18 protein-coding genes and 1 pseudogene are annotated in these 25764 nt (G+C 69.6%); 1 reads left to right on the top strand and 18 read right to left on the bottom strand.

Annotated elements, in window-relative coordinates; genetic code table 11:
* Positions 1-80 precede the first annotated feature (80 nt).
* The 5 genes from AB0H52_RS14620 to AB0H52_RS14640 all read right to left on the bottom strand — a co-directional run bounded on the left by AB0H52_RS14620 (position 81) and on the right by AB0H52_RS14640 (position 4939).
* Positions 81-1397 carry a hypothetical protein gene (locus AB0H52_RS14620; protein WP_151487948.1) on the bottom strand — a complete coding sequence of 439 codons (1317 nt, stop codon included), beginning with the start codon at positions 1395-1397 and terminating at the stop codon, positions 81-83.
* Positions 1398-1411: 14 nt separating this feature from the next.
* Complete coding sequence (locus AB0H52_RS14625; protein WP_225854122.1) at positions 1412-1825, bottom strand: alkaline phosphatase D family protein; 414 nt, start codon at positions 1823-1825, stop codon at positions 1412-1414.
* Positions 1752-2576 (bottom strand): alkaline phosphatase D family protein, encoded by an 825-nt coding sequence (locus AB0H52_RS14630; protein WP_225854121.1) that lies wholly within the window; start codon positions 2574-2576, stop codon positions 1752-1754. The genes AB0H52_RS14625 and AB0H52_RS14630 overlap by 74 nt, the downstream gene beginning before the upstream one ends.
* Positions 2577-2678: 102 nt before the next feature.
* Entirely contained in the window at positions 2679-3662 is a 984-nt protein-coding gene (locus tag AB0H52_RS14635; RefSeq protein ID WP_151487947.1) for a PD40 domain-containing protein, read from the bottom strand.
* Positions 3659-4939, bottom strand: a complete 1281-nt coding sequence (locus AB0H52_RS14640) for an MFS transporter (protein WP_225854120.1) — start codon at positions 4937-4939, stop codon at positions 3659-3661. The genes AB0H52_RS14635 and AB0H52_RS14640 overlap by 4 nt, the downstream gene beginning before the upstream one ends.
* Before the next feature lie 215 nt (positions 4940-5154).
* On the opposite strand from AB0H52_RS14640, the gene AB0H52_RS14645 reads away from it, so the two are divergent.
* A complete protein-coding gene (locus AB0H52_RS14645) occupies positions 5155-6534 on the top strand; it encodes a DNRLRE domain-containing protein (RefSeq protein WP_151487945.1) in 1380 nt (459 codons plus the stop codon).
* Positions 6535-6695: 161 nt separating this feature from the next.
* On the opposite strand, the gene mmsB is transcribed toward AB0H52_RS14645, so the two are convergent.
* The 13 genes and pseudogenes from mmsB to araB all read right to left on the bottom strand — a co-directional run bounded on the left by mmsB (position 6696) and on the right by araB (position 25693).
* Positions 6696-7946, bottom strand: a complete 1251-nt coding sequence (mmsB, locus tag AB0H52_RS14650) for a multiple monosaccharide ABC transporter permease (RefSeq protein WP_151487944.1) — start codon at positions 7944-7946, stop codon at positions 6696-6698.
* Positions 7943-9481, bottom strand: coding sequence for a multiple monosaccharide ABC transporter ATP-binding protein (gene mmsA / locus AB0H52_RS14655; RefSeq protein WP_151487943.1), 1539 nt, complete (start codon positions 9479-9481; stop codon positions 7943-7945). The genes mmsB and mmsA overlap by 4 nt, the downstream gene beginning before the upstream one ends.
* An 80-nt stretch (positions 9482-9561) precedes the next feature.
* Positions 9562-10704, bottom strand: a complete 1143-nt coding sequence (gene chvE, locus AB0H52_RS14660) for a multiple monosaccharide ABC transporter substrate-binding protein (RefSeq protein ID WP_151487942.1) — start codon at positions 10702-10704, stop codon at positions 9562-9564.
* Between the two features lie 314 nt (positions 10705-11018).
* Positions 11019-12665, bottom strand: coding sequence for a ricin-type beta-trefoil lectin domain protein (locus AB0H52_RS14665; RefSeq protein WP_357947827.1), 1647 nt, complete (start codon positions 12663-12665; stop codon positions 11019-11021).
* Positions 12666-12890: 225 nt separating this feature from the next.
* Positions 12891-13877, bottom strand: a complete 987-nt coding sequence (locus AB0H52_RS14670; protein ID WP_278123390.1) for a LacI family DNA-binding transcriptional regulator — start codon at positions 13875-13877, stop codon at positions 12891-12893.
* A 408-nt stretch (positions 13878-14285) separates the two neighbouring features.
* Positions 14286-16382: pseudogene (locus tag AB0H52_RS14675) on the bottom strand (family 43 glycosylhydrolase).
* Between the two features lie 512 nt (positions 16383-16894).
* Positions 16895-18397: an L-arabinose isomerase gene (araA, locus tag AB0H52_RS14680; RefSeq protein WP_357947830.1), complete on the bottom strand. Its 1503-nt coding sequence runs from the start codon at positions 18395-18397 to the stop codon at positions 16895-16897.
* A 26-nt stretch (positions 18398-18423) separates the two neighbouring features.
* Positions 18424-19413: a galactofuranose ABC transporter, permease protein YjfF gene (gene yjfF, locus AB0H52_RS14685; RefSeq protein ID WP_151487937.1), complete on the bottom strand. Its 990-nt coding sequence runs from the start codon at positions 19411-19413 to the stop codon at positions 18424-18426.
* Positions 19410-20480 (bottom strand): ABC transporter permease, encoded by a 1071-nt coding sequence (locus tag AB0H52_RS14690; protein ID WP_151487936.1) that lies wholly within the window; start codon positions 20478-20480, stop codon positions 19410-19412. The genes yjfF and AB0H52_RS14690 overlap by 4 nt, the downstream gene beginning before the upstream one ends.
* Positions 20477-22018, bottom strand: coding sequence for a sugar ABC transporter ATP-binding protein (locus AB0H52_RS14695; RefSeq protein WP_357947834.1), 1542 nt, complete (start codon positions 22016-22018; stop codon positions 20477-20479). Before AB0H52_RS14695 ends, AB0H52_RS14690 begins: the two co-directional genes overlap by 4 nt.
* Before the next feature lie 186 nt (positions 22019-22204).
* Positions 22205-23185, bottom strand: coding sequence for an ABC transporter substrate-binding protein (locus AB0H52_RS14700; RefSeq protein WP_225854124.1), 981 nt, complete (start codon positions 23183-23185; stop codon positions 22205-22207).
* 136 nt (positions 23186-23321) lie between these two features.
* Positions 23322-24014 carry an L-ribulose-5-phosphate 4-epimerase gene (locus AB0H52_RS14705; RefSeq protein ID WP_192580110.1) on the bottom strand — a complete coding sequence of 231 codons (693 nt, stop codon included), beginning with the start codon at positions 24012-24014 and terminating at the stop codon, positions 23322-23324.
* The gene (gene araB / locus AB0H52_RS14710; protein WP_151487933.1) at positions 24011-25693 is read right to left on the bottom strand and encodes a ribulokinase; all 1683 of its coding nucleotides are present in this window, start codon (positions 25691-25693) and stop codon (positions 24011-24013) included. Before araB ends, AB0H52_RS14705 begins: the two co-directional genes overlap by 4 nt.
* Positions 25694-25764: the final 71 nt, after the last annotated feature.

A 25764-nucleotide genomic window follows, 5' to 3' on the forward strand; every position in this document is an offset into this window, starting at 1 on the left:
CATCGCGGTTTCGCCGAAGTCGCGGTGTCCCGCTGCCGGGGACACCGCGACTTCACCGAACCGAGTGGATCACGCCCCGCTCAGCGGGTCGTCAAGCCCGCCCGCGCCTTGCGGCGGCGCAGCTCGTCGGCGGAGATGAGCCAGGTGGAGTTCGTCGCCCCGAGGCCGAGGAGCACCTGGTCGAAGGCGTTACCGTCGTTGTCGTCGGTGTAGCAGAGGCTCACCTCGCCCCACGGGGACGCGGCGACGGCGAAGTGCTCCTGCCGGCCCGTCGTGGTCTGGCTCAGTGCCTGCGCGGCCAGCCGGCCGTCGAACGTGCCGTCGGGGTTGAGGCCCCGCGCCCAGACGTCCGGGTTGGTGCCGGACACCGTCCAGCCCACCACGACGTTGTCCTCGTCGTCGATGCCGACGCTGGGCGCGACGGCCCCGGTGCCGGTCGACACCGGGACCTCGCCGTGCCGGGCGGTACCGGCGGCGGTGAACGACCGGGCCCAGACGCCCCGGGTGCCGGTGTGGTCGGATTCCCAGCCGACGGTGAAGTCACCGGCGAAGGTCGCCGCGACCGAGGCCCGCTGCTGCTGTCCGCCGTTCTGCGCGTTGGCCGTCCGCCGGGACAGCACCACCGCGCCGTTGGACCGGGCCAGCCGGGTCAGACCGATGTTGTACGAGCCGTTCGCGTCGGCGTCCTCGTCCCACACCACCAGCGCCTCGCCGGACGCCGACACCGCCACGTCGGGGCGGTGGTGCGCGCCGGTCGTCTGCGAGGCCGTCACCTCGTACCCCTTGGTGGTCGCGGCGGTGAAGCCGGCGGCCTTGATGGTGGCGGGAGCGGTGCCCTGCACGTCCTCCCAGACCACGGTGAAGCCGACCGCGGCGGCGTTGGTGGGCGCGCCGTCCGGGTCGACCGCCACCTTCGGCCAGATCTGCTGCCCCGCGTCGGAGGCGTTGGCCTGCCCCGAGCCGAGCACCGTGCCGGTGGGCGACACCACCCGGTACTGGATGTTGTAGACGCCGTTGCCGTCGCCGTCGGCGGCCCAGACCACCACGGCGTTGCCCTTGTCGTCGAGCCCCACGTCGGGGCTGATGTGCCGCCACGCGGCTCCGCTGGTGCCTCCGGTGGACAGCTTCAGCTCGTAGCTGGGCGTGCCGTCGCGGAACAGGCGCAGGTAGACCTCGGTGTGGGTGTCGTCCGCCGGGGCGGTGCTGTCCCGGTCGTCCTCCCACACCACCGCGACGTGACCGTTGCGGTTCATGGCGATGGCGGGCAGATCCTGGTCGCCGGTGGCGACGCTGTTCGCCGTGGTCCAGGTGATCGCCTCGGCGGTGACGGCGATCGGGGCCGGCACCACGTTCGGGACGAGCAGGGACGCGGCGAGCAGTGACGTGAGTGCGGTCATGGGTGGCTCTCCTTCTACCCGGCCTGCAGGCCGGGCTGGCCGTCGAGGATGACGAACGACCGCACCGTGGACGCCGCCGCGCCGTGCTCGGTCACCGTGTTCACCGCGCGGAAGTCCGCGCGGACCTGGCTGCGGCTGATCGTGGTACGGACGTAGCCGCGCCGGTCGGAGTAGAACTTCAGGTGCGGGTTGGCCGCCGCGTTCGGGACGGTGGTGCTGCCGCTGCCGTTGCCGGTCGAACTGATCGAGGTGCAGACCAGCTCGGTGCCGATGGTGGCCGAGGACGGGTTGGCGTAGTCGGCCTTGAGATCGTTGGCCCACGACCGGTGCACGTCGCCGGTGAGCACCAGCGGGTTACGCACCCCACGCTGCTGCCAGCCGGTCTGGATCCGGCTGCGGGAGGCGCGGTAGCCGTCCCACGCGTCCATGCTCGACGCCCCGTTCCATGTTCGCGTAGTTGTTCTCCACCTCGTGGTCGTCCGGCACGACCAGCCAGGGTGCCGCCGCATGGGCCGCCTGCAGGTCCGGGTCGGACTTGTAGAGCGCGTACCGGCGGCGGTAGTCGGCCAGCGACACGATCTCGGCGCCGACGTGCTGGCGTACGGCCGAGGTGCCGACGCCGCCCTCGTAGATGTAGTCGCCCAGGTGCAGGATCAGCCCCGGGTTCTCCTCGGCCATCCGCCGGTAGGCGGTGTAGTAGCCGGCCTCGTAGTGGGCGCAGGAGGCGAAGGCCATGACCAGGTCGCGGCCGAAGCTGCTCGGTGCCGGGGCGGTCCGCGTCCGCCCGACCGGGGAGATCTGGCCCTGGGCGCGGAACCGGTAGAAGTAGTCGGAGTCGGCGGCGAGCCCGCCCGCGATCACGTGCACCGAGTGCGCGTCGGCGTAGCGGGCCACCACCGAGCCGGAGGCGACCAGCGAGGTGAACCGGTCGGTGGTGGACACCTGCCACTCGACGGTCACGTCGGCGTTGGCCATGCCGCCCTGTCCGTCGGCGTTGAGCGGTGACGGTGCCAGCCGGGTCCAGAGGACCACGCTGTCGGGCGCCGGGTCACCGGACGCCACACCGAGTTTGAAGGGGTACGGCACCGCGGCGGCTCGGGCACCCTGGCGGGGTGTCACCGCGACGCCGGTGGCAACCAGTCCACTGAGGACGAAAATGCGACGGCTCAGCCTTGTCATGGTCAATACCCTCGGGAACGTCGATGAACGGCGATGGGTGCGCCGCGGAATCCGACATGACGGGATGTTGTCCGCGCCAAGGCGGGTCAGGTGTCCTGACCCTCAGGTGAGCGGGGACGGGGACTCCGCGCCGGGGATCAGCAGCTTCGGCGCGCCGGACCCGTCGGCCGGGACGCTCCACACGTCCGGCCGGCCGTCGTCCGCGCGCAGCGTGTAGGCAAGCGTCGCGTCGTCGAGCCAGGCGGCCTGGTCGTCGACGCTGGTCGTCTCGGCCGTCGCGGTCACCCGCATGGTCGCCAGGTCGAGGACGGACAACCGCCAGCCCTTCGCCGGGGTCGCGTCGACGGCCTCCTTGAAGGCCATCCGGGTGCCGTCGGGTGACAGCGACGGGCACTCGACGTTCTCCCGCACCGTCTCGACCGTCCGGGCGGCGAGGTCGCCCCGGACGAGATACCGCCGGCCCTGCGTCGACATGGTCGCGTAGAAGCGGTTGTCGTCGGCGGTGAAGGTGACGCCCCAGTAGTTGACGTCCGGGCTGCGGTGGCGTCGACCGTCGCGGGTGACCGCGAACTCCTCAAGGGAGGTCACCGTCGCGCCGGTCACGGTGTCGAGGATTCCGGTACGGGTGGAGAAGCCACTCGCGGTGTAGGAGTCGCCGCCGACGAACGTCGTCCAGGAGACCATCCGCCCGGACGCCGATACACGGGCCCGGTTCGGCAGGCCCGGCACGCTCAGGGTGCGTGTCGGACGCAGCGCGGAGTCGAGCACGACGACCTGGTACGACCAGGCGTTCTCCGGCCGCAGGCAGACACCGGTGCCGGCCGCGGCGTACACCCGTAGGCATTCCAGTCCGGACACGGTGCGCGGCCCGGACGGGTCGGTCGCGGCGACGGCGGAGACGTACCGGTCGGTGATCGCGAGCAGTCGCGGACCCGGCGTGAGGGTGACCGCCCGGTCGCCCGCGGCGGGCGGCGGCGTGCGGGTCGGCTCCGCCGCCGTGGCGGCGTAGCCGGCCGCCACGGCACCCAGCAGCACCGCCGAGGCGGTCACCACGGCGATCTTCGCTCGGGTCGACATCGCGGTCATCGGGACACCCTCCGGGGCACGGAACGGAACGGGGGAGCCAGCAGGAGCAGCGTGCCGACGAGAACGACGGCGACCGCGAGGGCCGCCGCCCGGGTCGCGTTCTGCGGCCCCCACGCCTGCCAGGCGAGGCCGAACAGGACCGACGAGACGAGGTACGCCAGCGCCTGCCCGGTCTGGACGAGCGCGATCCCGGTGGTCCGCAGCCGTGCCGGCAGCACCGGCCCGGCGAGCGCGATGAGCACTCCGTCGGTGCACGCGTAGAACGTGCCGTACAGCGCCAGCGTCAGCGCGAGGACCGGCCAGCCGTGCACCGGGCCGGACAGCAGCAGGTACGTCGCACCGAGGGCCAGGTATCCGCCCACCACGACCGGGAGCCGGCCGATCCGGTCGGCGAGCACACCGAGCGGGGCGGCGAGCAGCAGGTAGGCGAGGCTGGTGCCGACCGCGAGCAGCGGAAACCACCGCAGGCCGAGATCCTCCCGGCGTTGCAGCAGCAGGTAGACGAAGCCGTCGCCGATGGTGCCCAGCCCCAGCAGCGCCGCCGCCAGCACGATCCGGCGGGCCGGCCGGCCGCGCAGCAGCCCGAACGCCTCGCGGACGGAGACCCGGGGCTCGTCCGGCCCGTCGGCCGGCTCGCCGTCGGGGCGTTCCCGGACGAACAGCACGAGCACCACGACAGCCAGGGCGGCGACGCAGAAGCTGGTGACGAAGACCGCGTCGTACGACTGCCCGACGGCCAGCAGCACCGCGAACGCGGCGAGCGGCCCGAGGAACGCGCCGACGCTGTCCATGGCCCGGTGCACCCCGAACGCGCGCCCGAGCGCCTCGGGCGGGGTGGACAGGGTGATCAGCGCGTCGCGGGGCGCGCTGCGGATGCCCTTGCCGAGCCGGTCGACGGCGATGACCGCGCCGATCGCCGGCACCGACCGACCGGCGAGCAGCAGGCCGAGCTTGGCGACCGTCGAGAGCGCGTAGCCGGCGCCGGCGACCAGCTTGCGCCGCCGGAACCGGTCGGCGACGAAACCGCCGACGACCCGCAGCAGCGCCGTCGCGCCGGTGTGGACGCCGTCGAGCACGCCGAAGGCCACCGGGCTGAGTTGCAGACCCAGCACCAGGTAGAGCGGAAGGACGGCCGCCACCATCTCGGCGGAGACGTCGGTGATCAGGCTGACCGTGCCGAGTGCCACCACGTTGCCGCTGACCATGGCGAACCGTCGGCGTCGCGGCCCCGGCGGACCGGTGACCGGTCGGGAGACGGTCGACAGGTACACGCGCATCTCCTCGGATCGACGGCTGACGGTCAGCCATCGTGCTGAACCAGTCCGACGGGACACAACAGACCGCGCGTGGCAGCCAGGCATGCGGTGCATGAACGGCCCACGAACATCGAGGTGTTCGCCTGTCCGGACGCTTTGTTCATCCGCGCGTGGCCCGCCGGCCCATCGACCTCCCTACATTCCTTGCGCCTCAACCCGCAACGAAGGAGTCCTGGATGGACATTCGATTTCCCCGCCCGTCGGTGACACTGGGGGTGGTCGCGGTGGTGCTCGCCGCGACGGCCGCCGTCGTCGTCGCCGGAGCGGGCGCGGCGTCGGCGGCGAGCGTGACGTTCACGCCGGTCGCCGACACCTACGTCCAGAGCGACACCGCGTCCACCAACTACGGCACGTCCACCCAGATCGTGGTCGACAACTCGCCGGTGCGACGCTCGTTCCTGCGCTTCACGGTCAGCGGCGTCAGCGGCACGGTGACCAGCGCCAAGCTGCGGCTGCGCACGATCAGCGGCAACGACGGCAGCGATGCCGGTGGCACGTTCCGGCGGATGTCCAACACGACCTGGTCGGAGACCGGCACCACGTGGAGCAACCAGCCGAGCATCGACGGCGCCACGCTCGGCTCGATCGGCGCGGTCGGCGCCAACAGCTGGTACGAGCTGGACGTCACGGCCGCGGTCACCGGCAACGGCACGTTCAGTTTCGGTGCGACCTCGACCAGCGGTGACGGCGCGTACTTCGACACGCGGGAGAGTGGCGCCGACGCGCCGCAACTGGTGGTCGCCACCGGCACCACGACGCCGCCCCCGTCCGGCGACCCGGTCTTCGTCGGTGCGGGCGACATCGCCGACTCCGGCTCGGGCGACAGCGCCACCGCGGCGCTGCTCGACGGCATCTCCGGCACGGTCTTCACCACCGGCGACAACGTCTACGACAGTGGCACCACGTCGCAGTTCGCCAGCTACTACGAGCCCACCTGGGGTCGGCACAAGTCCCGTACCCGCCCGTCGCCGGGCAACCACGACTACAACACGTCGGGCGCGACCGGCTACTACACCTACTTCGGTACGTCCGCGGGCCCGAGCGGTCGCGGCTACTACTCGTTCGACCTCGGCAACTGGCACATCGTGTCGCTGAACTCGAACATCAGCATGTCGGCCGGCTCGACGCAGGAGCAGTGGCTGCGCGCGGACCTGGCCGCCAGCAGCAAGCCGTGCACGCTGGCGTACTGGCACCACCCGCTGTTCACGTCCAGCTCCAACCACGCGCCGTCGACGTCGACGCGCCCGCTGTACCAGGCGCTCTACGACTACAACGCCGACGTCGTGGTGTGGGGGCACAACCACGTGTACGAGCGGTTCGGGCCGATGAACCCGTCCGGTGGCGCCGACGCCAGCCGGGGGCTGCGGAGCTTCGTCGCCGGGATGGGCGGTGCCGGCCACTACGGCTTCGGCACCATCCAGCCCAACAGCGAGGCGCGCAACAGCTCAGCGTGGGGTGTCCTGAAGTTCACCCTGCACTCCAACAGCTACGACTGGCAGTTCGTGCCGGTAGCCGGCCAAACCTACAACGACAGCGGCACCACCACCTGCCACTAACCCCCCACCCCCACCCCGCCGATCGTGCACTTCCTGCCCCGACTTATGCCGCACAAGGTGCGGATCGTCGACACACAGTGCACGATCGCGGAGTCGGGCTCTGAACGGCACGTGGCCCCTGACCGCAGAGCGGGTCAGGGGCCACCTGCGTGGGACGCGGGTCAGCGGGCCGAGCCGGCGCGGCGCTTGTTGTAGACGTCGAAGGCGACGGCGACGAGCAGCACGAGGCCCTTGACCACCGACTGGGTCGACTGGTCGACGCCCATCAGCTGCATGCCGTTGCTCATCACCGCCATGATCAGACCACCGACCATCGCGCCGACCACGGTGCCCACGCCACCGGTGACCGCCGCGCCGCCGATGAACGCCGCGGCGATCGCGTCGAGCTCGAACATGTTGCCAGCGGCCGGCTGCGCGCCGTTGGACCGCGACGAGTAGATGACACCCGCCACCGCCGCCAGGAAGCCCATGTTGACGAACATCCAGAAGTTGACGGTGCGCACCTTCACGCCGGACAGCGCCGCCGCCGACAGATTGCCACCGATCGCGTAGACCTGCCGACCGAAGACGGTCCGCCGGGTGAGCAGGCCGTAGACCAGCACCAGGGCCGCCAGGATGATCAGCACGATCGGCAGACCGCGGGCGTGCGCCAACTGCCAGGCGAAGTACATGATGACCGCGCCGACCGCGACGACCCGGGCGACGAACAGCGGGAACGACTCCACGGGCTGCTGGTAGCGGATGCGCGCGACGCGGGTGCGGAAGCCGCTCACCGCGTAGCCGGCCACCGCGAGGGCGCCGATCAGCAGCGTGAAGGCGTCGAAGCCGTTACCGCCGAGCAGTCCGTTGAGGAAGCCCGCGGCGACCTTCTGGTATTCGGCCGGGAACGGCGACAGCGAGATGTTGTCGAGCACCTGCAGGGTGAGGCCCCGGAACAGCAGCATGCCGGCCAGGGTGACGATGAAGGCCGGGATGCCGGCGTACGCGACCCAGAACCCGTGCCACGCGCCCACCGCCACGCCGACGACCAGGGCGGCGACGACGCCGATCCACCACGGGTGCCCCTGCTGGATCACCAGGACGGCGGAGACCGCCCCGGTCAGCGCGACCACCGATCCCACCGACAGGTCGATGTGCCCGCCGATGATCAGGATGACCATCCCGATCGCGAGGACTAGGATGTACGAGTACTGCAGAACGATGTTGGTGATGTTGCCGGGGCTCAGCAACACACCGTCGGTCAGGAGCGCGAAGAGCGCGACGATGACGACCAGGGCGACGTAGATCCCGCTCTGCCGCAGGTTGTTCAACACCAACGCCCGCAGGTCACTCGTCCCGGTGTGCAGGGCGGCGGCGGGTGTGCTGTCCGAGGGCGTCGGGCGCTCCGTCGAGGGGGTCTTGATGCTGGTCATCCGACGAGCTCCTTGTCCTTGGTCATCAGCTCCATGAGGCTCTCCTGGGTCGCCTCGCCCACCGGCATCTCACCGGTGATCCGGCCGGCGGCGAGGGTGTAGATGCGGTCGCACATCCCGAGCAGCTCCGGCAGCTCCGAGGAGATGACGATCACCGCCTTGCCGGCGGCCACCAGCCGATTGATGATGGTGTAAATCTCGTACTTGGCACCGACGTCGATCCCGCGCGTCGGTTCGTCCAGGATCAGCACGTCCGGGTCGGTGAACAGCCATTTCGACAGCACGACCTTCTGCTGGTTGCCGCCGGACAGCTTGCCGACCACCGCCATGACGCTGGTGGTCCTGATGTTCATCTCCCGCCGGCTCGACTCGGCGACCTTGATCTCCTCGTTGCCGTTCACCCAACCGAGCCGGGACAACCGGTCCAACGCGGCGGCCGAGACGTTGCGGCGGACGTCGTCGATGAGGTTGAGGCCGTAGCGCTTGCGGTCCTCGGTGACGTACGCGATGCCGTTGTCGATCGCCTCCGCGACCGTGCGCGCGTGCACCTCCCGCCCGCGTACGAAGAGCCGGCCGCTGATGTCCCGCCCGTACGACCGGCCGAACACGCTCATCGCCAGCTCGGTGCGACCGGCCCCCATCAGACCGGCGATGCCGACGACCTCACCGGCGCGGACGGACAAGCCGACGCCCTCGACGACCATCCGGTCCTGGACGGGGTGGCGTACCGTCCAGTCCTCGATCCGCAGGACCTCCTCGCCGGGGGACGACTCCCGGTCGGGGTAGAAGCTGTCGATGTCCCGTCCGACCATGCCCCGAATGATCCGCTGCTGGGTCACCTCGTCGGCCAACATGTCGAGCGTCTCCACCGTGTGCCCGTCCCGGATGACGGTGGTCGAGTCGGCGATGGCGGTGATCTCGTTGAGCTTGTGCGAGATCATGATGCAGGTGATGCCCTGGTCCCGGAGGGCCCGCAACAGGTCGAGCAGGTGGGCCGAGTCGATGTCGTTGAGGGCGGCGGTGGGCTCGTCCAGGATGAGCAGGCGCACCTTCTTCGACAGCGCCTTGGCGATCTCCACCAGCTGCTGCTTGCCCACGCCGAGCTGGATGACCGGGGTGACCGGGTTCTCGTGCAGCCCGACGGACTCCAGCAGCTGCGCCGCCTCGGCGTTGGCCCGGTTCCAGTCGATCAGCCCGCCGCGACCGCGCCGCTCGTTGCCGAGGAAGATGTTCTCCGCGATCGACAGGTACGGCACCAGGGCCAGCTCCTGGTGGATGATGACGATGCCGTTGGCCTCGCTGTCGCGGATGCCACGGAACTGCACCGGTTTGCCGTCGAACAGGATCTCCCCGTCGTACGAGCCGGTGGGGTGCACGCCGGAGAGCACCTTCATCAGGGTGGACTTGCCGGCGCCGTTCTCACCGCAGATGGCGTGGATCTCTCCCCGGCGTACCGAGAGGGTGACATCCTCCAGCGCGGTCACCCCGGGGAAGGTCTTCGTGATGCGGCGCATCTCGAGGATGGTGTCGTCCATGGTCACTGTCCTCTGTCAGGTCGGACGTGGTACGCCACGGCGTCGGGCTCGGCGGTCACCCGCCGAGCCCGACGGGTGGTCTACTTCTTGGCCTGACCGGCGGCGACCTCTTCCGCCGTCCAGTAGCCGGAGTCGATCAGCGTAGCCTTGATGTCGTCCTTGTAGACGGTCGCGATCGGCAGCAGGTACGCCGGGACGACCTTGACGCCGTTGTTGTACGTCTGCGTGTCGTTGGCCTGCGGCTGCTTCTTCTGCAGGAACGCCTCGGCGGCGTTCACGGCCTGCTCGGCGAGCAGGCGGGTGTCCTTGAAGACCGTGGAGTTCTGCACCCCGTCGTTGATCAGCTTGATCGACGCGATCTCGGCGTCCTGGCCGGTCACCACCGGGAGCTTCTTCGCGCCGCTGCCGTAGCCGGCGTTCTGCAGGGCGGTGATGATGCCGCGGGAGATGCCGTCGTACGGCGACAGCACGCCGTCGACCTTCGAGCCGTCGTTGTAGCTGGAGGTGAGCAGGTTCTCCATCCGCTTCTGCGCGGTCTCCTGCTGCCACCGCAGGATGGCCACCTGCTCGGGGGTGGTCTGCTTGGACTTCACGATCAGCGTGCCGTTGTCGATGAACGGCTTCAGCGTGTCCATCGCGCCGCCGAAGAAGTACTGCGTGTTGTTGTCGTCCAGCGAGCCCGCGAACAGCTCGACGTTGAACGGGCCCTTCGCCGTGCCCTTCGAGCCGTCCTTGTTCAGCAGGCCGAGGCCGACGAGCAGCGCGGTGCCCTGGGCGACGCCGACCTTGTAGTTGTCGAAGCTGACGTAGAAGTCGACGTCCTTGCTGCCGCGGATCAGCCGGTCGTACGAGATGACCGGGATCTTCGCGGCGGCGGCGGCCTGCAACTGGCTGTTGAGGGCGGTGCCGTCGATCGCGGCGATGACCAGGACGTCCGCGCCCTGGGTGATCATCTGGTCGACCTGCTGCGACTGGGTGGGGATGTCGTCGCCGGCGTACTGGAGCTCGACCTTGTAGCCCTTGGCCTCGAGCTTCTGCTTGACCGCGTTGCCGTCGGCGATCCAGCGCTCGGAGGTCTGGGTCGGCATCGAGACGCCGATGGTCAGGTCGCCGGGCTTGTCCCCGCTCTTGTCCCCACTGCCGCCCGCACCCTCGCCACTGCATGCCGCCAGGCTTAGCGCCAGCACCGCGCTGCCGAGAGCAACCAGGAATCTCCTGCCCACGGGCCTCTCCTCTCTGGACTCCCCCGTCGAGTGCCGGGGCCAACTGTCACCTTTCGGGTAGTGTTAGCGCTCACATAGGGCACGTCAACACCTCATCCGAAATACCGGTGTCACGGTCTCGTAACGGAGGTGCCCGCGCACGCGTCGCCGGCGGACCGATCCGCCCGATGCGCAGGTCGCGGCGCTGCACCGGCGTCGGGCGGGCGTCGGGCGCAGACCGATGCCCGCGGACGACGATCGTCGTCCGCGGGCACCCGCACTGCCGGCGGTTCAGGTGGCCCGCCGCGGGCCGGTCGGGCGGCGGAGCCGATCGGCTACCGCTGCGACCACCGCTGGTTCGCCGCCGCGGTGCAGGTCCAGAGGATCACCGTGGTGCCGTTGGCCGTGCCGTTGTTGTTGACGTCCAGGCAGAGCCCGGACTGCGCGCCGCTGATCGTGCCGCTGGCGTTCAGGGTCCACCGCTGGTTGGCCCCACCGTTGCAGTCCCAGAGCTGCACCTTGGCGCCGGCCGTGGCGTTGAGGGGCGCGTCCAGGCACTTGCCGAGGGACTGCAGGGTCTGCCCGTTCACGGTCCAGCTCTGGTTGGGGGCGCCGTTGCAGTCCCAGATCACCGGCTGGGTGCCGTTGCTCGTGTTGCTGTTCGGCACGTCCAGGCAGCGGCCGGAGGCGGCGCTGACGAGCGCGCTCGACGTGGTCGGCGGCGGGGTCGTCGTGCCGCCCCCACTGACCCGGAACACCACCGTGCCGTGCGCGGGGACGCTGGCACTGATGGCCCCGCCGCTGGAGCTGGTGCCACCGGTCCAGGCGTCCACCAGCGTGAACGACGTGCCCGACTTGCCGATGGCGGCGGCCGTCGTCGAGATCGTCGTCGTCGAGCCGCCCTGGTTGAACAGGGCGACCGCGACGTCACCGTTGGCGAGACGCTTGGCCAGCACCCGACGCGTGCCGTCGAACGACACCTGCGTCGCCTGCAACCCGAGCGAGTCCTGGTTGATCGCGATCAGGTTGGCGTTCTTGAGGATGGTCTGCGTCGCGGCGTTCATGTTCCGCACGTCGTTGCCGGCGATCAGCGGCGAGGCCATGATCGCCCACATCGCGAAGTGGCTGCGCATCTCCGTGTCGTTCATGCCACCGCGACCGACCTCCATCATGTCCGGGTCGTTGAACCCACCCGGCCTCGCGTACGACGCCAGCGGAACGGTCACGTTGATGATGTTCTGGATGCCCATCGGATAGCCGTTGGTCTGGCCGGTGTCCCACGCGTTGGTGATGTCCTCGGTGGTACGCCACATGTTCGCCACGTCGCCCCAGTTGCGCTGTGGGCCGGTCTTCGCGTGGATGCTGTTGGGGTTGATGCTGTAGACGATCGGCCGGCCGGTGGCGGCCAGCGCGTCGCGCATCTTGGCGAAGGTGGTCACCTGGTCATTTATGCTGCCCTCCGGCGAGCACCAGTCGTACTTGAGGAAGTCGACACCCCAGGCGGCGAACTGGCGGGCGTCCTGCACCTCGTGACCCCGGCTGCCGGTGGCGCCGGGGTAGGAGCCGAAGTACTGCGCGCAGGTCTTGTCGACCGGCACCTGGTAGAGGCCGAACTTCAGGCCCCGGGCGTGCAGGTAGTCGCCGAGCGCCTTCATCCCGCTGGGGAACCGGCCGGGGTCGCCCTGGATGTTGCCGGACGCGTCCCGGTTCGGGTTGAACCAGCAGTCGTCGACCACCACGTACTGGTAACCCAGGTCGCGCATTCCGCCGCTGACGATCGCGTCCGCTGTCTGCCGGATCAGCCCCTCGTTGATGTTGCAGCCGAACGAGTTCCACGAATTCCAGCCCATCGGGGGCGTGCGGGCCACCCCGTTCTCCAACGCCTGCGCCGCGGGGGCGCGGAGGCCGACCAGGGCACCGGCCAGCAGCAGTCCGGCCGCCAGTACGCTTCCCCAACGACGACCTCGGGCGATGCGGTTCATCGAGCCTCCTTGTCGGTGGCGCCCGCCTCACGACGAGGATCGCTGACCCGTGGACCGATAGCTGGGCACCAATGTTGTTAACGCTAACAGTGACGGCCATCATGTTACGGGGGGATTTCCGCTCGTTCAATAGTTACGCCTGGACGAATCGGCGAACGTCATTTTCTGGGCGCGATCAGTTATCGATCGACGTCACGGCATGATGAATTGACCCGGATCGGTCGGTCAGCGGCGTGGCGGGGCGACGCTGTCCCGGGAGACCAGGGTCGGGGCGACGCTCTGCCGCAACGCGCCGCCGGTGCCCGACTCGATCTGGGCCAGCAGCATTTGCAGACTCGCCCGCGCCACCGCGTCGAAGTCCGGTCGAACGGTGGTCAACGGCGGGATGAAGTACGCGGCCTCGGGCACGTCGTCGAAGCCGACCACGCTGATGTCGTCCGGCACACGTCGGCCGAACTCGTGCAACGCCCGCAGCACGCCCAGCGCGAGGTGGTCGTTGGCGGTGAAGACCGCGGTGACCTCCGGCATCCGCGCCAACATCTGCCCGCACCGGTAACCCGACGCCGCGGACCAGTCCCCCGGCATCAGCGGCGGCGGATCCGTCCCCGCGGCCAGCAGCGCCTCCCGCCAGCCGTCGATGCGGCCGACGCTGTCGAACCAGTCCGACGGCCCGGAGACGTGCCAGACGGTGCGATGCCCCGCGTCGAGCAGATGCCGCGTCGCCGCCCGGGCGCCCGCCACCTGGTCGACCGTCACCAGTGGCACCGGCCGGCTCGGGTCACCGTCGACCGTCACCAGCGGGACGTCCTGCGGCAGGCGTTCCAGCGCCTCACCGGCCGACTCGACCGGCGCGATGACCACGATCCCGGCGACCCGGTGCGACAGGTGCCGCTCGACGGCCGCCGAGATGGAACGGTGGTCCAGGTTACGGACGCTGCCCACGCTGACCGCGAAACCCTCCTCCGCGGCCGTCTGCTCCAACGCGGCCAGCAGTGACGCCGGACCGTAGAGGGTCGTGTTCTGTGCGACCACACCGATGACCTGCGACCGGCCGGTCACCAGCGCGCGTGCCGCGCCGTTCGGGCGGTAGCCGAGCTCGGCGATCGCCGCCCGCACCCGCAGCCGGGTCTGCTCGCGGACGTTGGGGTGCCCGTTGAGCACCCGCGACACCGTCTGATGGGAGACACCGGCGAGACGAGCAACGTCCGTCATCGCGGGACCGTGGACGGCCATTTCACTCCCCCCGCTACATCTCCGGCCCGCGGCCCCGTCGACTGGAGCGGCCCGGCCCGATCCCCTCGCTCAGCCACCACGTTGGTGCTGAATCCCAGGTGACCAGCGCTGGATCGCCGACAGTCTACGCCAGCCACGGCCCCCGACACCGGCGCGGCGTGCGGCGCGAAGGGAACATCCGCGACGCTTTCGCGGCGTACTCCTCAAGCGGGCACACGGGATCCGGCGTGCGGCGCCCGCCGGACGCGACCGCCGGCCCGCCGCACGCCCCGGGGACAGGGCATGGAGCAGGCCGGCGGCGGTACGTCGCGGTGACGTGGGCTTCACCTGCCGGGCGGGTACGCGGTCAGGCCCACCACCGGTCCACCGGTCGTCCTGTGACTGGTGTCACGGCGTCGTGAGATCGAAGCGGCGCACCGTGACCGCGCCACCGAGCGCCTGCGTGGCGTGGTTGAAGATGGCGAACCGGTAGCCCATGAAGAACTGCCAGTTGTTGGCGAGGGTCAGGGCGTTGCCGAACGAGGTGAAGTTCACGCCGTCGGTGCTGTACGAGAAGCGGGCCTGCCGACCGGACCCGGGTCTGATGTCGGCGTTGGCCCGCAACCAGATCCGGCCACCGGAGACGGCGGTGCTCGCCACCTCGCTGCCGGTGCTGGTGGTGTTCCAGTTGCCGTCCATCGTGAGGCCGTTCTGCATGACCAGCCTCGTCGAGCCGTTGTCGCGCCGGACCCCGATCCAGGCGGACGAGTTGCGCAGCACCGCCAGGCCGGTGCGGTCACCGTCGCGCATGGTGGAGTAGTCCAGCTCGATGGTGGCGGTGGAGGTGGGGCCCTGGATCCGGTGCGTCAACGTGTTGCGCGCGGCGTACAGGTCGCCGGTGACGGTGGCGGTCTGCAGGTTCAGCCCGTTGTTGACCGACCACCGGCTGTTGTCCGGGTTGTGGTTCCACTCCCACTGCGGGCCGAGGGTGGCGCCGGCGAACGTGTCGGTGCCGGTGAGCGGTTTCACCGCCCGCGGTGCCGCGGGCAGGTTCGGTCGCGGGTAGGAGCTGCCCCACGCCCCGTTGACGGTCTGCAGCACGGGCCAGCCGTCGCCGGTCCAGGTGATCGGGGCCATGGCCGGCATCCGACCACCGGGGTACGCGTCGACGAAGGCCATGTAGTACCAGTCGCCGTTCTGGGTCTGCACCAGTCCACCCTGGTGTGGCACGCCGCCACCGGAGATCGGGCCGGGCAGGTTGAGCAGCACCTGACGCTGCTCGTACGGGCCAAAGGGGCCGTTCGTCGACTTCAGCACGTACTGGCCGTTGGCCGGCCGGGTGAGCCAGATGTAGTAGGCGCCGTTGCGCTTGTAGAACCGGGTGCCCTCCAGCGTCCCGATGCTCGACGGCGTCTGGTACACCTGCTGGGCGCGGACCTGCGACTTCCCGTCGGCGGACAGCTGCGCGACGCTGATGGTGCCGTTGCCGTATGCCACGTACATGGTGTCGTTGTCGTCGATCAGCATCCCGGCGTCGTAGTAGCAGTTGGGGATGGTGGTGTGCTTGCTCCACGTGCCGTCGACGGCGGACGCGGTGTAGATGTGGGTCTGCGCGAAGTCGATGCACCCGGCCCAGTAGTACGTCCGGTTGCTCGGCCGGTAGTTCAGCGTCGACGCCCAGATCCCGTCGACGTACGCGTTACCGCCACTCATGTCGTACTTCGACCCGAACTCGAGCCGGGGTACGGAGTGCCCGGCGAACTCCCAGTTCACCAGGTCGTATGAGCGCAGCACCGGCGCGCCCGGCGAGTAGTGCATGGTGGACGCCGACAGGTAGTAGGCGTTGTCCACCCGGATGATGTCGACGTCGGCGAAGTCCTGCCAGACGACCGGATTCGAGTACGGCGTGCCGCCCGACGGCGGCGGGGTGGTCCCGCCGACCTGCACGAGTTGCCACTGCTGGTTGGTGCCGCCCCAGTCGTCGTACTGCACGATGTTGCCGCCGTCGGCGGTCGAGGCGCCCTGCACCTCCATCACCCTGTTGCTGTTCCGGTTGATCAACCGGACGTAGCCGCCGGCCGAGTCGGCCAGCCGGAACTGCTGGTTGGTCCCGTTGCCGTCGGCCCACTGCACGATCGACGCGCCGTTGGCGGTCGAGAAGTTGTAGACGTCGAGCACCTTGCCCGAGTGGCGCGACCTGAGCCGGTAGTAGCCCCCACCGGAGTCCACGAACTGCCACTACTGCCAGGCGCCGTCGTTGCGCGCCCACTGGGTGATGCGCGCGCCGTCGTTCGTCGCCTGGTTGTAGACGTCCAGCGCCTTGCCGCTGTTGCGGTTCACCAGCACGTACCAGGCACTGGTGTCCACCGTCGCGGCCGACGCGGGCGACGGGGCGACGGCCGCGGCCGCGCCGCCGACCACCACCGCCATCGCGGCGACCACGAGTCGCGACATCCACCCGCGCCGGCGTGGCGCGCCCCGGGGAACCCGACCGATGGAAAACATGATCCTCCTTCGCTGGCCTGAGGTGCCGGACGTTCCGGGCCGGCATCCGCATCGCCGGTCGACTCAATGGACCGTCAATGTGATCGCTAACAGCCTTCTCGCCAGGCCGCTGGGGCCAGCCGACCTCGACGGGAAGGCGTGGACCAGACCTGCTTGACGGAAGCATCGAACTCGATAGATGTTTAATGTTATCGATAACATGACCGTAGTCAAGCCGAAACATCCGGCAGCGCCTGGGCTGGCCACACGGGATCAGCGCGACGATCTGTGGCACCTCGGCAGCGCGGTGCGCGGCGTGTCGGGTCGCTCAGCTGCCAACGATCACGAGACACCGGCGACCGCGACAAGCGCGAAGCGCCCGCCCCCGAAACGGGGGCGGACGCTTCGCTGCAACTGGAGGCGGGGACTCACACGGGGCGACTCGGCTGTCCGGATGCCAGGGCGTCCAGGGCAGACGGACCCCCCGGGGCCAGCGCGCCGGAGTCGGTCAGGCCGGTGCGCCAGCCGCGCCCTCAGAAACCGCGGGCCAACCGGTAGTAGGCCTGGTTCCAGCGGATCTCGTCGGCGAAGCGGCGGGGCTGCGTGTCGGCGTCGATGACGACGAGTTCGGTCCGGCTCATCTCGGCCAGGTCGTGCAACTCCTCCACACCCACCGCCTGGGACAGCACGGTGTGATGCGGTGCGCCAGCGGTGATCCACGCCTCGGCCGAGCCCGGCAGGTCGGGTCGCGGCCGCCAGACGGCACGGGCCACCGGCAGCCGGCGCAGCGGCTGGGGCGGAGCGACCACGTCGATCTCGTTGGCCACGAGCCGGAAACGCTCCCCCATGTCGGCCAGCCCCAGCACCACCGCCGGACCGGACGCGGCGTCGAAGACGAGCCGGACCGGGTCCTCCCGCCCGCCGATGCTCAGCGGATGAATCTCCACGTTCGGCACGCCGGACGCGATGGTCGGACAGACCTCCAGCATGTGGGCACCGAGCACCAGTTCCTCGCCCGGGGTGAGGTCGTAGGTGTAGTCCTCCATGAACGACGTGCCGCCCTCGACCCCCACCGACATCGCCTTGAGGGTCCGGACCAGCACAGACGTCTTCCAGTCGCCCTCACCACCGAAGCCGTAGCCGTCGGCCATCAGCCGCTGCACGGCGATGCCCGGCAGCTGACGCAGACCACCGAGGTCCTCGAAGTTCGTGGTGAAGGCCCGGAAGCCGCCCGCGTCCAGGAAGGCGCGCATGCCGAGTTCCAGGCGCGCCGCGTAGCGCAGGGAGTCGTGCCGCTCACCCGAGGAGAGCAACTCCGGCACGACGCGGTAGGTGTCCTCGTACTCCTTGACGAGCTCGTCCACCTGCGCGTCGGTGACCTCGCCGACCACCTCCACCAGGTCGTTGACGCCGTAGGTGTTGACCGAGACGCCGAAGCGCAGCTCCGCCTCGACCTTGTCGCCCTCGGTCACCGCCACGTCGCGCATGTTGTCGCCGAAGCGGGCCAGGCGCAACGACCGCATCGCCGACCAGCCGAGCGCGGCGCGGGCCCACGCACCGACCCGGGCGCTGACCCGCGGGTCGCTGACGTGCCCGGCCACCGTCTTGCGGGCGACACCGAGACGGGTCTGGATGTACCCGAACTCGCGGTCGCCGTGCGCGGCCTGGTTCAGGTTCATGAAGTCCATGTCGATGTCGTTCCACGGCAACAGGACATTGGCCTGGGTGTGCAGGTGCAGCAGCGGCGTCTGCAGCGCGTCCAGACCGGCGATCCACATCTTCGCCGGGGAGAAGGTGTGCATCCACGCGATGACCCCGACAGCGCCCTGGGCGGCGGCGTCCCGGCAGACCTGCAGGATCTCACCACTGTTGGTCAGGACGGGCTTCCAGACCACGCGGGCGGGTATCTGCGGCGAGTCGTCGAGCGCGGCCGCGATCTGGCGGGACTGCTCGGCGACCTGCCGGAGCGTCTCCTCGCCGTACATGCCTTGGCTGCCGGTGAGGAACCAGATCTCGGGTTCGATGTGTGGTGCCATGGGGTTGCCTTCCGCGAGAGGGGCGGTCACTTGTAACGGATTCCGATGAGGCGTTGGAGGAGGATGAACGCGAAGAGCAGGCCGCCGATCACGATCTTGGTCCACCAGGAGTTGAGACTCCCGTCGAAGGTGATGAGCGTTTGGATCACGCCCAGGACCAGGACGCCGAGCACCGTGCCGAAGACGTAACCCGAGCCGCCGGTGAGCACGGTGCCTCCGATGACGACGGCGGCGATGACGTCCAACTCCATGCCGACGGCGATCAGGGGCGCGCCGGACAGGGTGTAGAAGGACAGCAGGATCCCGCCGATCGCGGAACACAGACCGCTGATCGTGTAGACGGCGATCCGGGTACGCCCCACCGGCAGGCCCATCAGCAGGGCCGACTGGGGGTTGCCGCCGATCGCGTACACGTTGCGCCCCAGCCGGGTGTAGGCCAGCGTGTACGCGGCGACGAGGACCACGACGAAGGCGATCAGGACGCTGATCGAGACGAAGTTGCCCCGCGGGTCGCCGATCCGCTCCTGCGACATCCTGGTCCAGAACCCGTCGGTGATCGGGATGGACGAGCCGGAGATGAACGTGCACATCCCGCGGGCGAAGAACATCCCGGCGAGCGTCACGATGAACGGCTGGATCTCGAAGAAATGGATGGCGCAGCCCATCAGCAGGCCGAGCGTCGGACCGATGAGCAGGGCGATGACGAGCACCAGTGCCGCCGGCAGACCCTCCTGGAGCAGCCAGGCCGACACCATCGCCGTCATGGCGACGACCGACCCGACCGACAGGTCGATGCCGCCGGTCAGGATCACGAAGGTCATCCCGATCGCGACCACGAGCAGGAACCCGTTGTCGATGAAGACGTTGAAGATGACCTGCACGTTGGAGAACGCCGTGTACTGCGACACACCGATGCCGTACATGACCAGCAGCAGGGCGAGCGTGGCCAGGACCGGTATCTGCCGTCTCGGCAGCCGGAACCGGGCACGACCAGCGGTGAGCGATCCAGTGGTCATGCCGGCACCTGCTCCTTCGGCTTGTCGGCGATGGCGTTGGGCGTCGCGACGTTGCGCCGACGGCGGACGAACCGGGCCCGGAAGGCCGGCGCCTGGATGAGGCAGACGGCGATGACGACGACCGCTTTGAACAGCAGCGAGGTCTGCGGTGAGATGTCCATGGCGTACACCGTGGTGGTCAGGGTCTGGATGATCAGCGCGCCGATGATCGTGCCGCTGAGGAAGAACCGGCCGCCCGCGAGGGACGTGCCGCCGATGACGACCGCGAGGATGGCGTCCAGCTCCACCCAGAGGCCGACGGCGTTCCCGTCGGCACTGGACACGTTGGCCGTCATCATGAAGCCCGCGATCGCGGCGCACGCGGCGCTGAGCACGTACGCCAGGAAGATGACCCGGCCGGAGCGGATGCCGGCCAGCCGGCTCGCCTCGGCGTTACCGCCCACCGATTCGACGATCATCCCGAGCGCGGTACGGCGGGTGAACGCGGCGACCAGCAGGGCCGCGGCGAGGGCGATGAAGATGGCCAGTGGCAGGGTCAACAGGTGACCCAGCCCGATCGCCCGAAACGGCTCCGAGTTGATGGTGATGATCTGGCCCTGGGTGATCAGCTGGGCGAGGCCCCGGCCGGCCACCATCAGGATCAGGGTGGCGATGATCGGTTGGATCCCGATCACGGCCACCAGCACCCCGTTCCACGCGCCGAGCACCAGCGCGACCCCCAACGCCATCGCGAGGGCGGTCAGCACCACGGCGAGGCTGTTCTGGTCGGACTGCTTGCTGATGTACATGCAGGCGATCGCACCACTGATCGCGCACACCGAGCCGACCGACAGGTCGATGCCGCCGGTCGAGATGACCAGGGTCATGCCCAGCGCGACGAGGATCAGCGGCGCGCTCAGCCGCAGGATGTCGATCGGCGAGCCGTACAGGTGCCCGTCCTTGAGTTCGATCGACAGGAATCCGGGCCGGTAGATCGTGTTCGCGGCGAGCATGACGACCAGCACGGCCGCGGGCCAGAACAGCCGGTGACCGGTCACCGCCCGGTAGCGGCCCATGGTGGCGTTCATCGGTCTGCCTCCTCCCGGTGGGACCCACTGGCGATGGTCTGCATGATGCGGTCGACGTCGAGGCTGTCGTCGTTGGCGAGCTGCGCGACCATCTGCCGGTCCCGCATGACGGCCACCTTGTGGCTGAGCCGCAGCACCTCCTCCAGCTCGGCGGAGATGAACAGCACCGCCATGCCGCCGTCGGACAACTGGGTCACGAGCTTCTGGATCTCGGTCTTCGCGCCGATGTCGATGCCCCGGGTCGGTTCGTCGAGGATCAACAGTCGCGGCTCGGTGATCAGCCAGCGGGCCAGGAGCACCTTCTGCTGGTTGCCGCCGGAGAGGTTGCGTACCGGCACCTCCGGGTCCGCGGGCCGGATGTTGAGTGCCTTGACGTACTTGTCGACCAGCTCGTCCTGGCGGCGGCGCGGGATGGGCCGCAGCCAGCCGCGGGCCGCCTGCATGGCGAGGATCATGTTCTCCCGGACCGACAGGTCGGCGACGATGCCCTCCGCGCGGCGGTTCTCCGAACAGAAGCCGACGCCGTGGTCGATGGCCTGGGCGGGGGTACGCAGACTGCTCGCCGTACCGTCCACCGCGACCTGACCGCCGTCGGTCCGGTCCGCGCCGAACAGCAGCCGCGCGACCTCGGTACGCCCCGAGCCCAGCAGGCCGGCCAGGCCCACCACCTCGCCGGCGTGGATGGTGAGGCTGAACGGCTCGACCGCACCGGCCCGACCGACGTTCGACACCGCCACCAGGGGGGTGCCCTCCTCCAGCGCGGCCAGATCCCGGCGGGAGTGCTCCTCGATGCCCTCCAGGACGTCGAGTTCCTTGCCGATCATCTTCTCGACCAGGGAGAGTTGGGGCAGCTCGGTGGTCAGGTACTCGCCGACGAGGCCGCCGTTGCGCAACACGGTGATCCGGTCGGCGATCTCGTAGACCTGGTCGAGGAAGTGGGTCACGAACAGGATGGCGATACCCTCGTCGCGCAGCTGCCGCATGATGCGGAAGAGCTGCGCCACCTCGCCGGCGTCGAGGCTGGACGTCGGCTCGTCGAGGATCAGCACCCGGGCCTGGATGTCGATCGCGCGGGCGATCGCGACCATCTGCTGGATCGCCAGAGAGTAGGAGCCGAGCGGCGCGCTGACGTCGAGGTCGAGGTCGAGGCGGGCCAGCAGGGCGCGGGCCCGACGGCGAACCTCACCCCAGCGGACGGCGCCGAAGACCCGGGGTTCGCGGCCGATGAAGATGTTCTCCGCCACCGAGAGGTTGGTGCAGAGGTTGACCTCCTGGAAGACCGTGCTCACCCCGGCGGCGGTCGCCCGCATCGGCCCGCTGAACGACACCGGCTCGCCGTCGAGGGTGATCGTGCCCTCGTCGGTGTCGTAGACGCCGGTCAGCACCTTGATGAGGGTCGACTTGCCGGCGCCGTTCTCGCCCATCAGGGCGTGCACCTCGCCGGGGAAGAGCCGGAAGTTGACGTCGTGGAGTGCACGCACCCCGGGGAAGGACTTGCTGATCCCGGTCATCGTCAGGACCGGACGGCTATCCGTCATCCCATCAGACCTCTTCTGGGTTGTCGACACGGAAGGGCCGCTGCGCTCCCGTGCGCCCGCCCGGTCGTCCCAGCGGATCGTCCGGGCGGGCGGGTACGGGGATGGTCGCGGCCATGCCCGGTCCGTTGTGGGCAAGGGCGACGACGCGGCGGGGCCGCCACGCGTGCGCGGCGACCCCGGCGTCGATCAGTACTTACGGGTGGGCAGCGCTTCCTTGGCCTGCTCCTGGGTGAAGGTGGTCTCCTCGGTCTCGATCCGAGCAGGCACCTCCTCGCCGGCCTTGACCTTCTTGGCCAGGTCCATCAGCTGCGGGCCGAGCAGCGGGCTGCACTCCGCGATGAAGTTGAACTTGCCGTCGGCGAGGGCCTGCATACCGTCCTTGACCGCGTCGACCGTGATGATGGTGATGTCCTTGCCCGGCACCTTGCCGGCGGCGGTGATCGCCTCGAGCGCGCCGAGACCCATGTCGTCGTTGTGCGCGAACAGCACGTCGATCTTCGGGTTCGCCTTGAGGAACTGCTCCATGACCTGCTTGCCACCCGCCCGGGTGAAGTCACCCGGTTGGGAAGCGATGATCTTCAGGTTCGGGTTGACGGCGATCGCCTCGCCGAAGCCCTTCTTGCGGTCGTTCGCCGGCGCCGCGCCGGTGTTGCCCTGCAGCTCCACGATGTTCACCGGGCCCGAGGCGGTCTTCTTCTGCTCGACCAGCCACTCACCGGCGAGCCGGCCCTCCTTGACGAAGTCCGAGCCGAGGAACGTCTTGTAGAGGGTCTTGTCGGCCGAGTCGACCGAGCGGTCGGTCAGGATGACCGGGATGCCGGCGTCCTTGGCCTCCTTGAGCACGGTGTCCCAGCCGGACTCCACGACCGGCGAGAAGGCGATCACGTCGACCTTCTGCTGGATGTAGTTGCGGATCGCCTTGATCTGGTTTTCCTGCTTCTGCTGCGCGTCGTCGAACTTCAGCTCGATCCCCGCGGCGGCGGCCGACTCCTTGATCGAGGTGGTGTTCGCGGTACGCCACCCGCTCTCCGCACCGACCTGGGAGAAGCCCATCGTGATCTTGCCGTCGTCCTTGGACCCGCCGCCGGTGTCGCTGTTGCCGCAGGCCGCCACGCCGCCGACGAGCAACACGCTGGCGAGGATCGCGACAGCGCGCTGCGTTCGCATCTTTCTCATCAGTTCTCCTTGGCTGGGTGTGGTGGGTGACCGCGCCAACCGCCGAGGTGCGCATGCGGCGTACGCGGGTGGTGCGTGCTGGTGCGTCGGTGGTGCAGACCGACCGGTTCCGGGTGTCCGATGGACGTCAGGAACCCGCCGGTGCGACTGGTTGTTGGCCGTAGACGTTCTGGTAGCGGTGGTAGAGGGCGTCGATGTCGGCCTGCGCCATCTCGACGGGCTGCCCGAGGGCACGGGCCAGGTGCGCGGTACGGGCCACGTCCTCGCACATGACCGCGGCCTTGACCGCGGCGCGGGCGTCCCGGCCGATGGTGAAGACACCGTGGTTACGCATCAGCACCGCGGGCGAGCGGTGCCCGGCGAGCGTGGCGACGATGCCCTTGCCGATGTCGTCGCCGCCGATCAGGGCGAACGGGCCGATCGGGATCTCCCCACCGAACTCGTCGGCCTGTGCCGTGAGGTGGCAGGGAATCGACTCCCCGCACGCCGCCCAGGCGGTGGCGTACGAGCTGTGCGTGTGGACGACGCCGCCGACCTCCGGCATGGCCCGGTAGACGTAGGCGTGGGCCGCGGTGTCGCTGGACGGGGCGAAGTCCCCCTCGACGAGGACGCCGTCGAGGTCGCACACCACCATGGTGGCCGCCGTGAGGTCGTCATAGCTGACACCGCTCGGCTTGATCACCATGAGGTCCTGGCCGGGAACCCGCGCGGAGACGTTGCCGGACGTCCAGGCGACCAGGCTGTAGCGGGTCAGCTCGGCGTGCAGGCGTGCCACGGTCTCGCGCAGCTCGCGGATCTGTCGGGTCACCTCGGTGTTCACGCGACGACCTCCAGCGCGGTCTCGTGCCTGGTGGCGGCGGTCTCGACCGCCGCGTTACGGATCGCCCGGAGACGGAGCATGACGTCGTTGCCGCCGCGTCCGAAGTGGTCGTGCAGCGTCCGGTACTCCGCGTACAGGGCGTCGTAGGCACGCGCCCGGTCGGGATCCGGCCGGTAGACGGCCTCGTGCACCCGACCCATCGCCTGCGACGCCTCGTGGATCGAGGGGTACTCGCCGGCGGCGACGGCCGCGTGGATCGCCGAGCCCAGCGCCGGCCCCTGCGCGGAGCCGATGATGTTCAGCGGCCGCCTGGTCACGTCGGCGTAGATCTGCATCAGCAGCGCGTTGTTGGTGAGGCCGCCGGCGATCACCAGGTCGTTCACGGGGACGCCGGCGTCGACGAACGCCTCGATGATCATCCGAGTGCCGTACGCGGTGGACTCCAGCAGCGCCCGGTAGATGTCCTGCGGCCGGGTGGCCAGGGTCATTCCGACGATCATTCCGCTGAGGTCGTGGTTGACCAGCAGGGAACGGTTGCCGTTCCACCAGTCCAGCGCGATCAGGCCGTGCGCGCCGACCGGTTGGTCGGCGGCCAGCTCGGTGAGGCGTTCGTGCGAGGCGACACCGGCCGGGGCCGCCTGCTCGACGAACCAGCCGAAGATGTCGCCGACGCCGCTCTGCCCGGCCTCGTAACCCCACGCGCCCGGGCTGATGCCGCCGTCGACAACCCCGCACATCCCGGCCACCTCGGCGAGATCGGTGCCGTTGACCACGTGACAGGTCGAGGTGCCCATGATGGCGACGAGTCGGCCGGGTTGAACGGCCTGCGCGGACGCGGCGGTGACGTGCGCGTCGACGTTGCCGACGGCCACCGCGATCCCCTCCGGCAGGCCGGTCCACGCGGCCGCCTGGGCGGTGAGCGCGCCGGCTCGGGCACCGAGAGGTAGCAACGGGCCGTCCAGCTTGGACACGAAGTCGCCGAAGTCCGGGTTGAGCGCCGTGAGGAAGCCCTCGGAGGGATAGTGGCCGTCCTGCAGGATGCCCTTGTAGCCGGCCGTGCAGACGTTACGGGTCTCGGCGCCGCAGAGCTGCCACACGATCCAGTCGGCCGCCTCGACGAAGCGCTCGGCCCGGTGGTAGACCTCCGGATCCTCCTCCAGCATCTGCAGGCCCTTGGCGTACTGCCACTCGGCGGAGATCTTGCCGCCGTACCGGCCGATCCACGGCTCGGCCCGCTCGTGGGCGAGCGCGTTGATCCGGTCGGCGTGCGGCTGCGCGGCGTGGTGCTTCCACAGCTTCACCCAGGCGTGCGGCCGGTCGCGCAGCTCGGCGGTCTCGCACAGCGGGGTGCCGTCGGCGAGTGTCGGCAGCACCGTGCAGGCGGTGAAGTCGATGCCGATGCCGACCACCGCGGCGGGGTCCACCCCCGCGGCGGACACCGCCGCCGGGACGGCGTACCGCAGCACGTCGCGGTAGTCCTCCGGGTTCTGCAGGGCCCAGTCCGGGGGTAGTTGTCGACCTCCCGGGAGCGCCGTGCTGATGACTGCGTCGCCGTACTCGTGCACCGCGGTCCCCAACTCGGCACCATCACCGACACGGACCACCAGAGCTCGTCCGGACAGGGTGCCGTAGTCGACACCGACGACGTAGCGGTCGCCAGCTCCGTCCACACGGTTCATGTTCACCTCCACCGTTAACGGGGATAGTGTTAACGCTCACATCCAGACTCGTCAAGACATCTGCCCGCAAC

Source organism: Micromonospora sp. NPDC050695, assembly GCF_040654415.1.
Taxonomy (GTDB): Bacteria; Actinomycetota; Actinomycetes; order Mycobacteriales; family Micromonosporaceae; genus Micromonospora.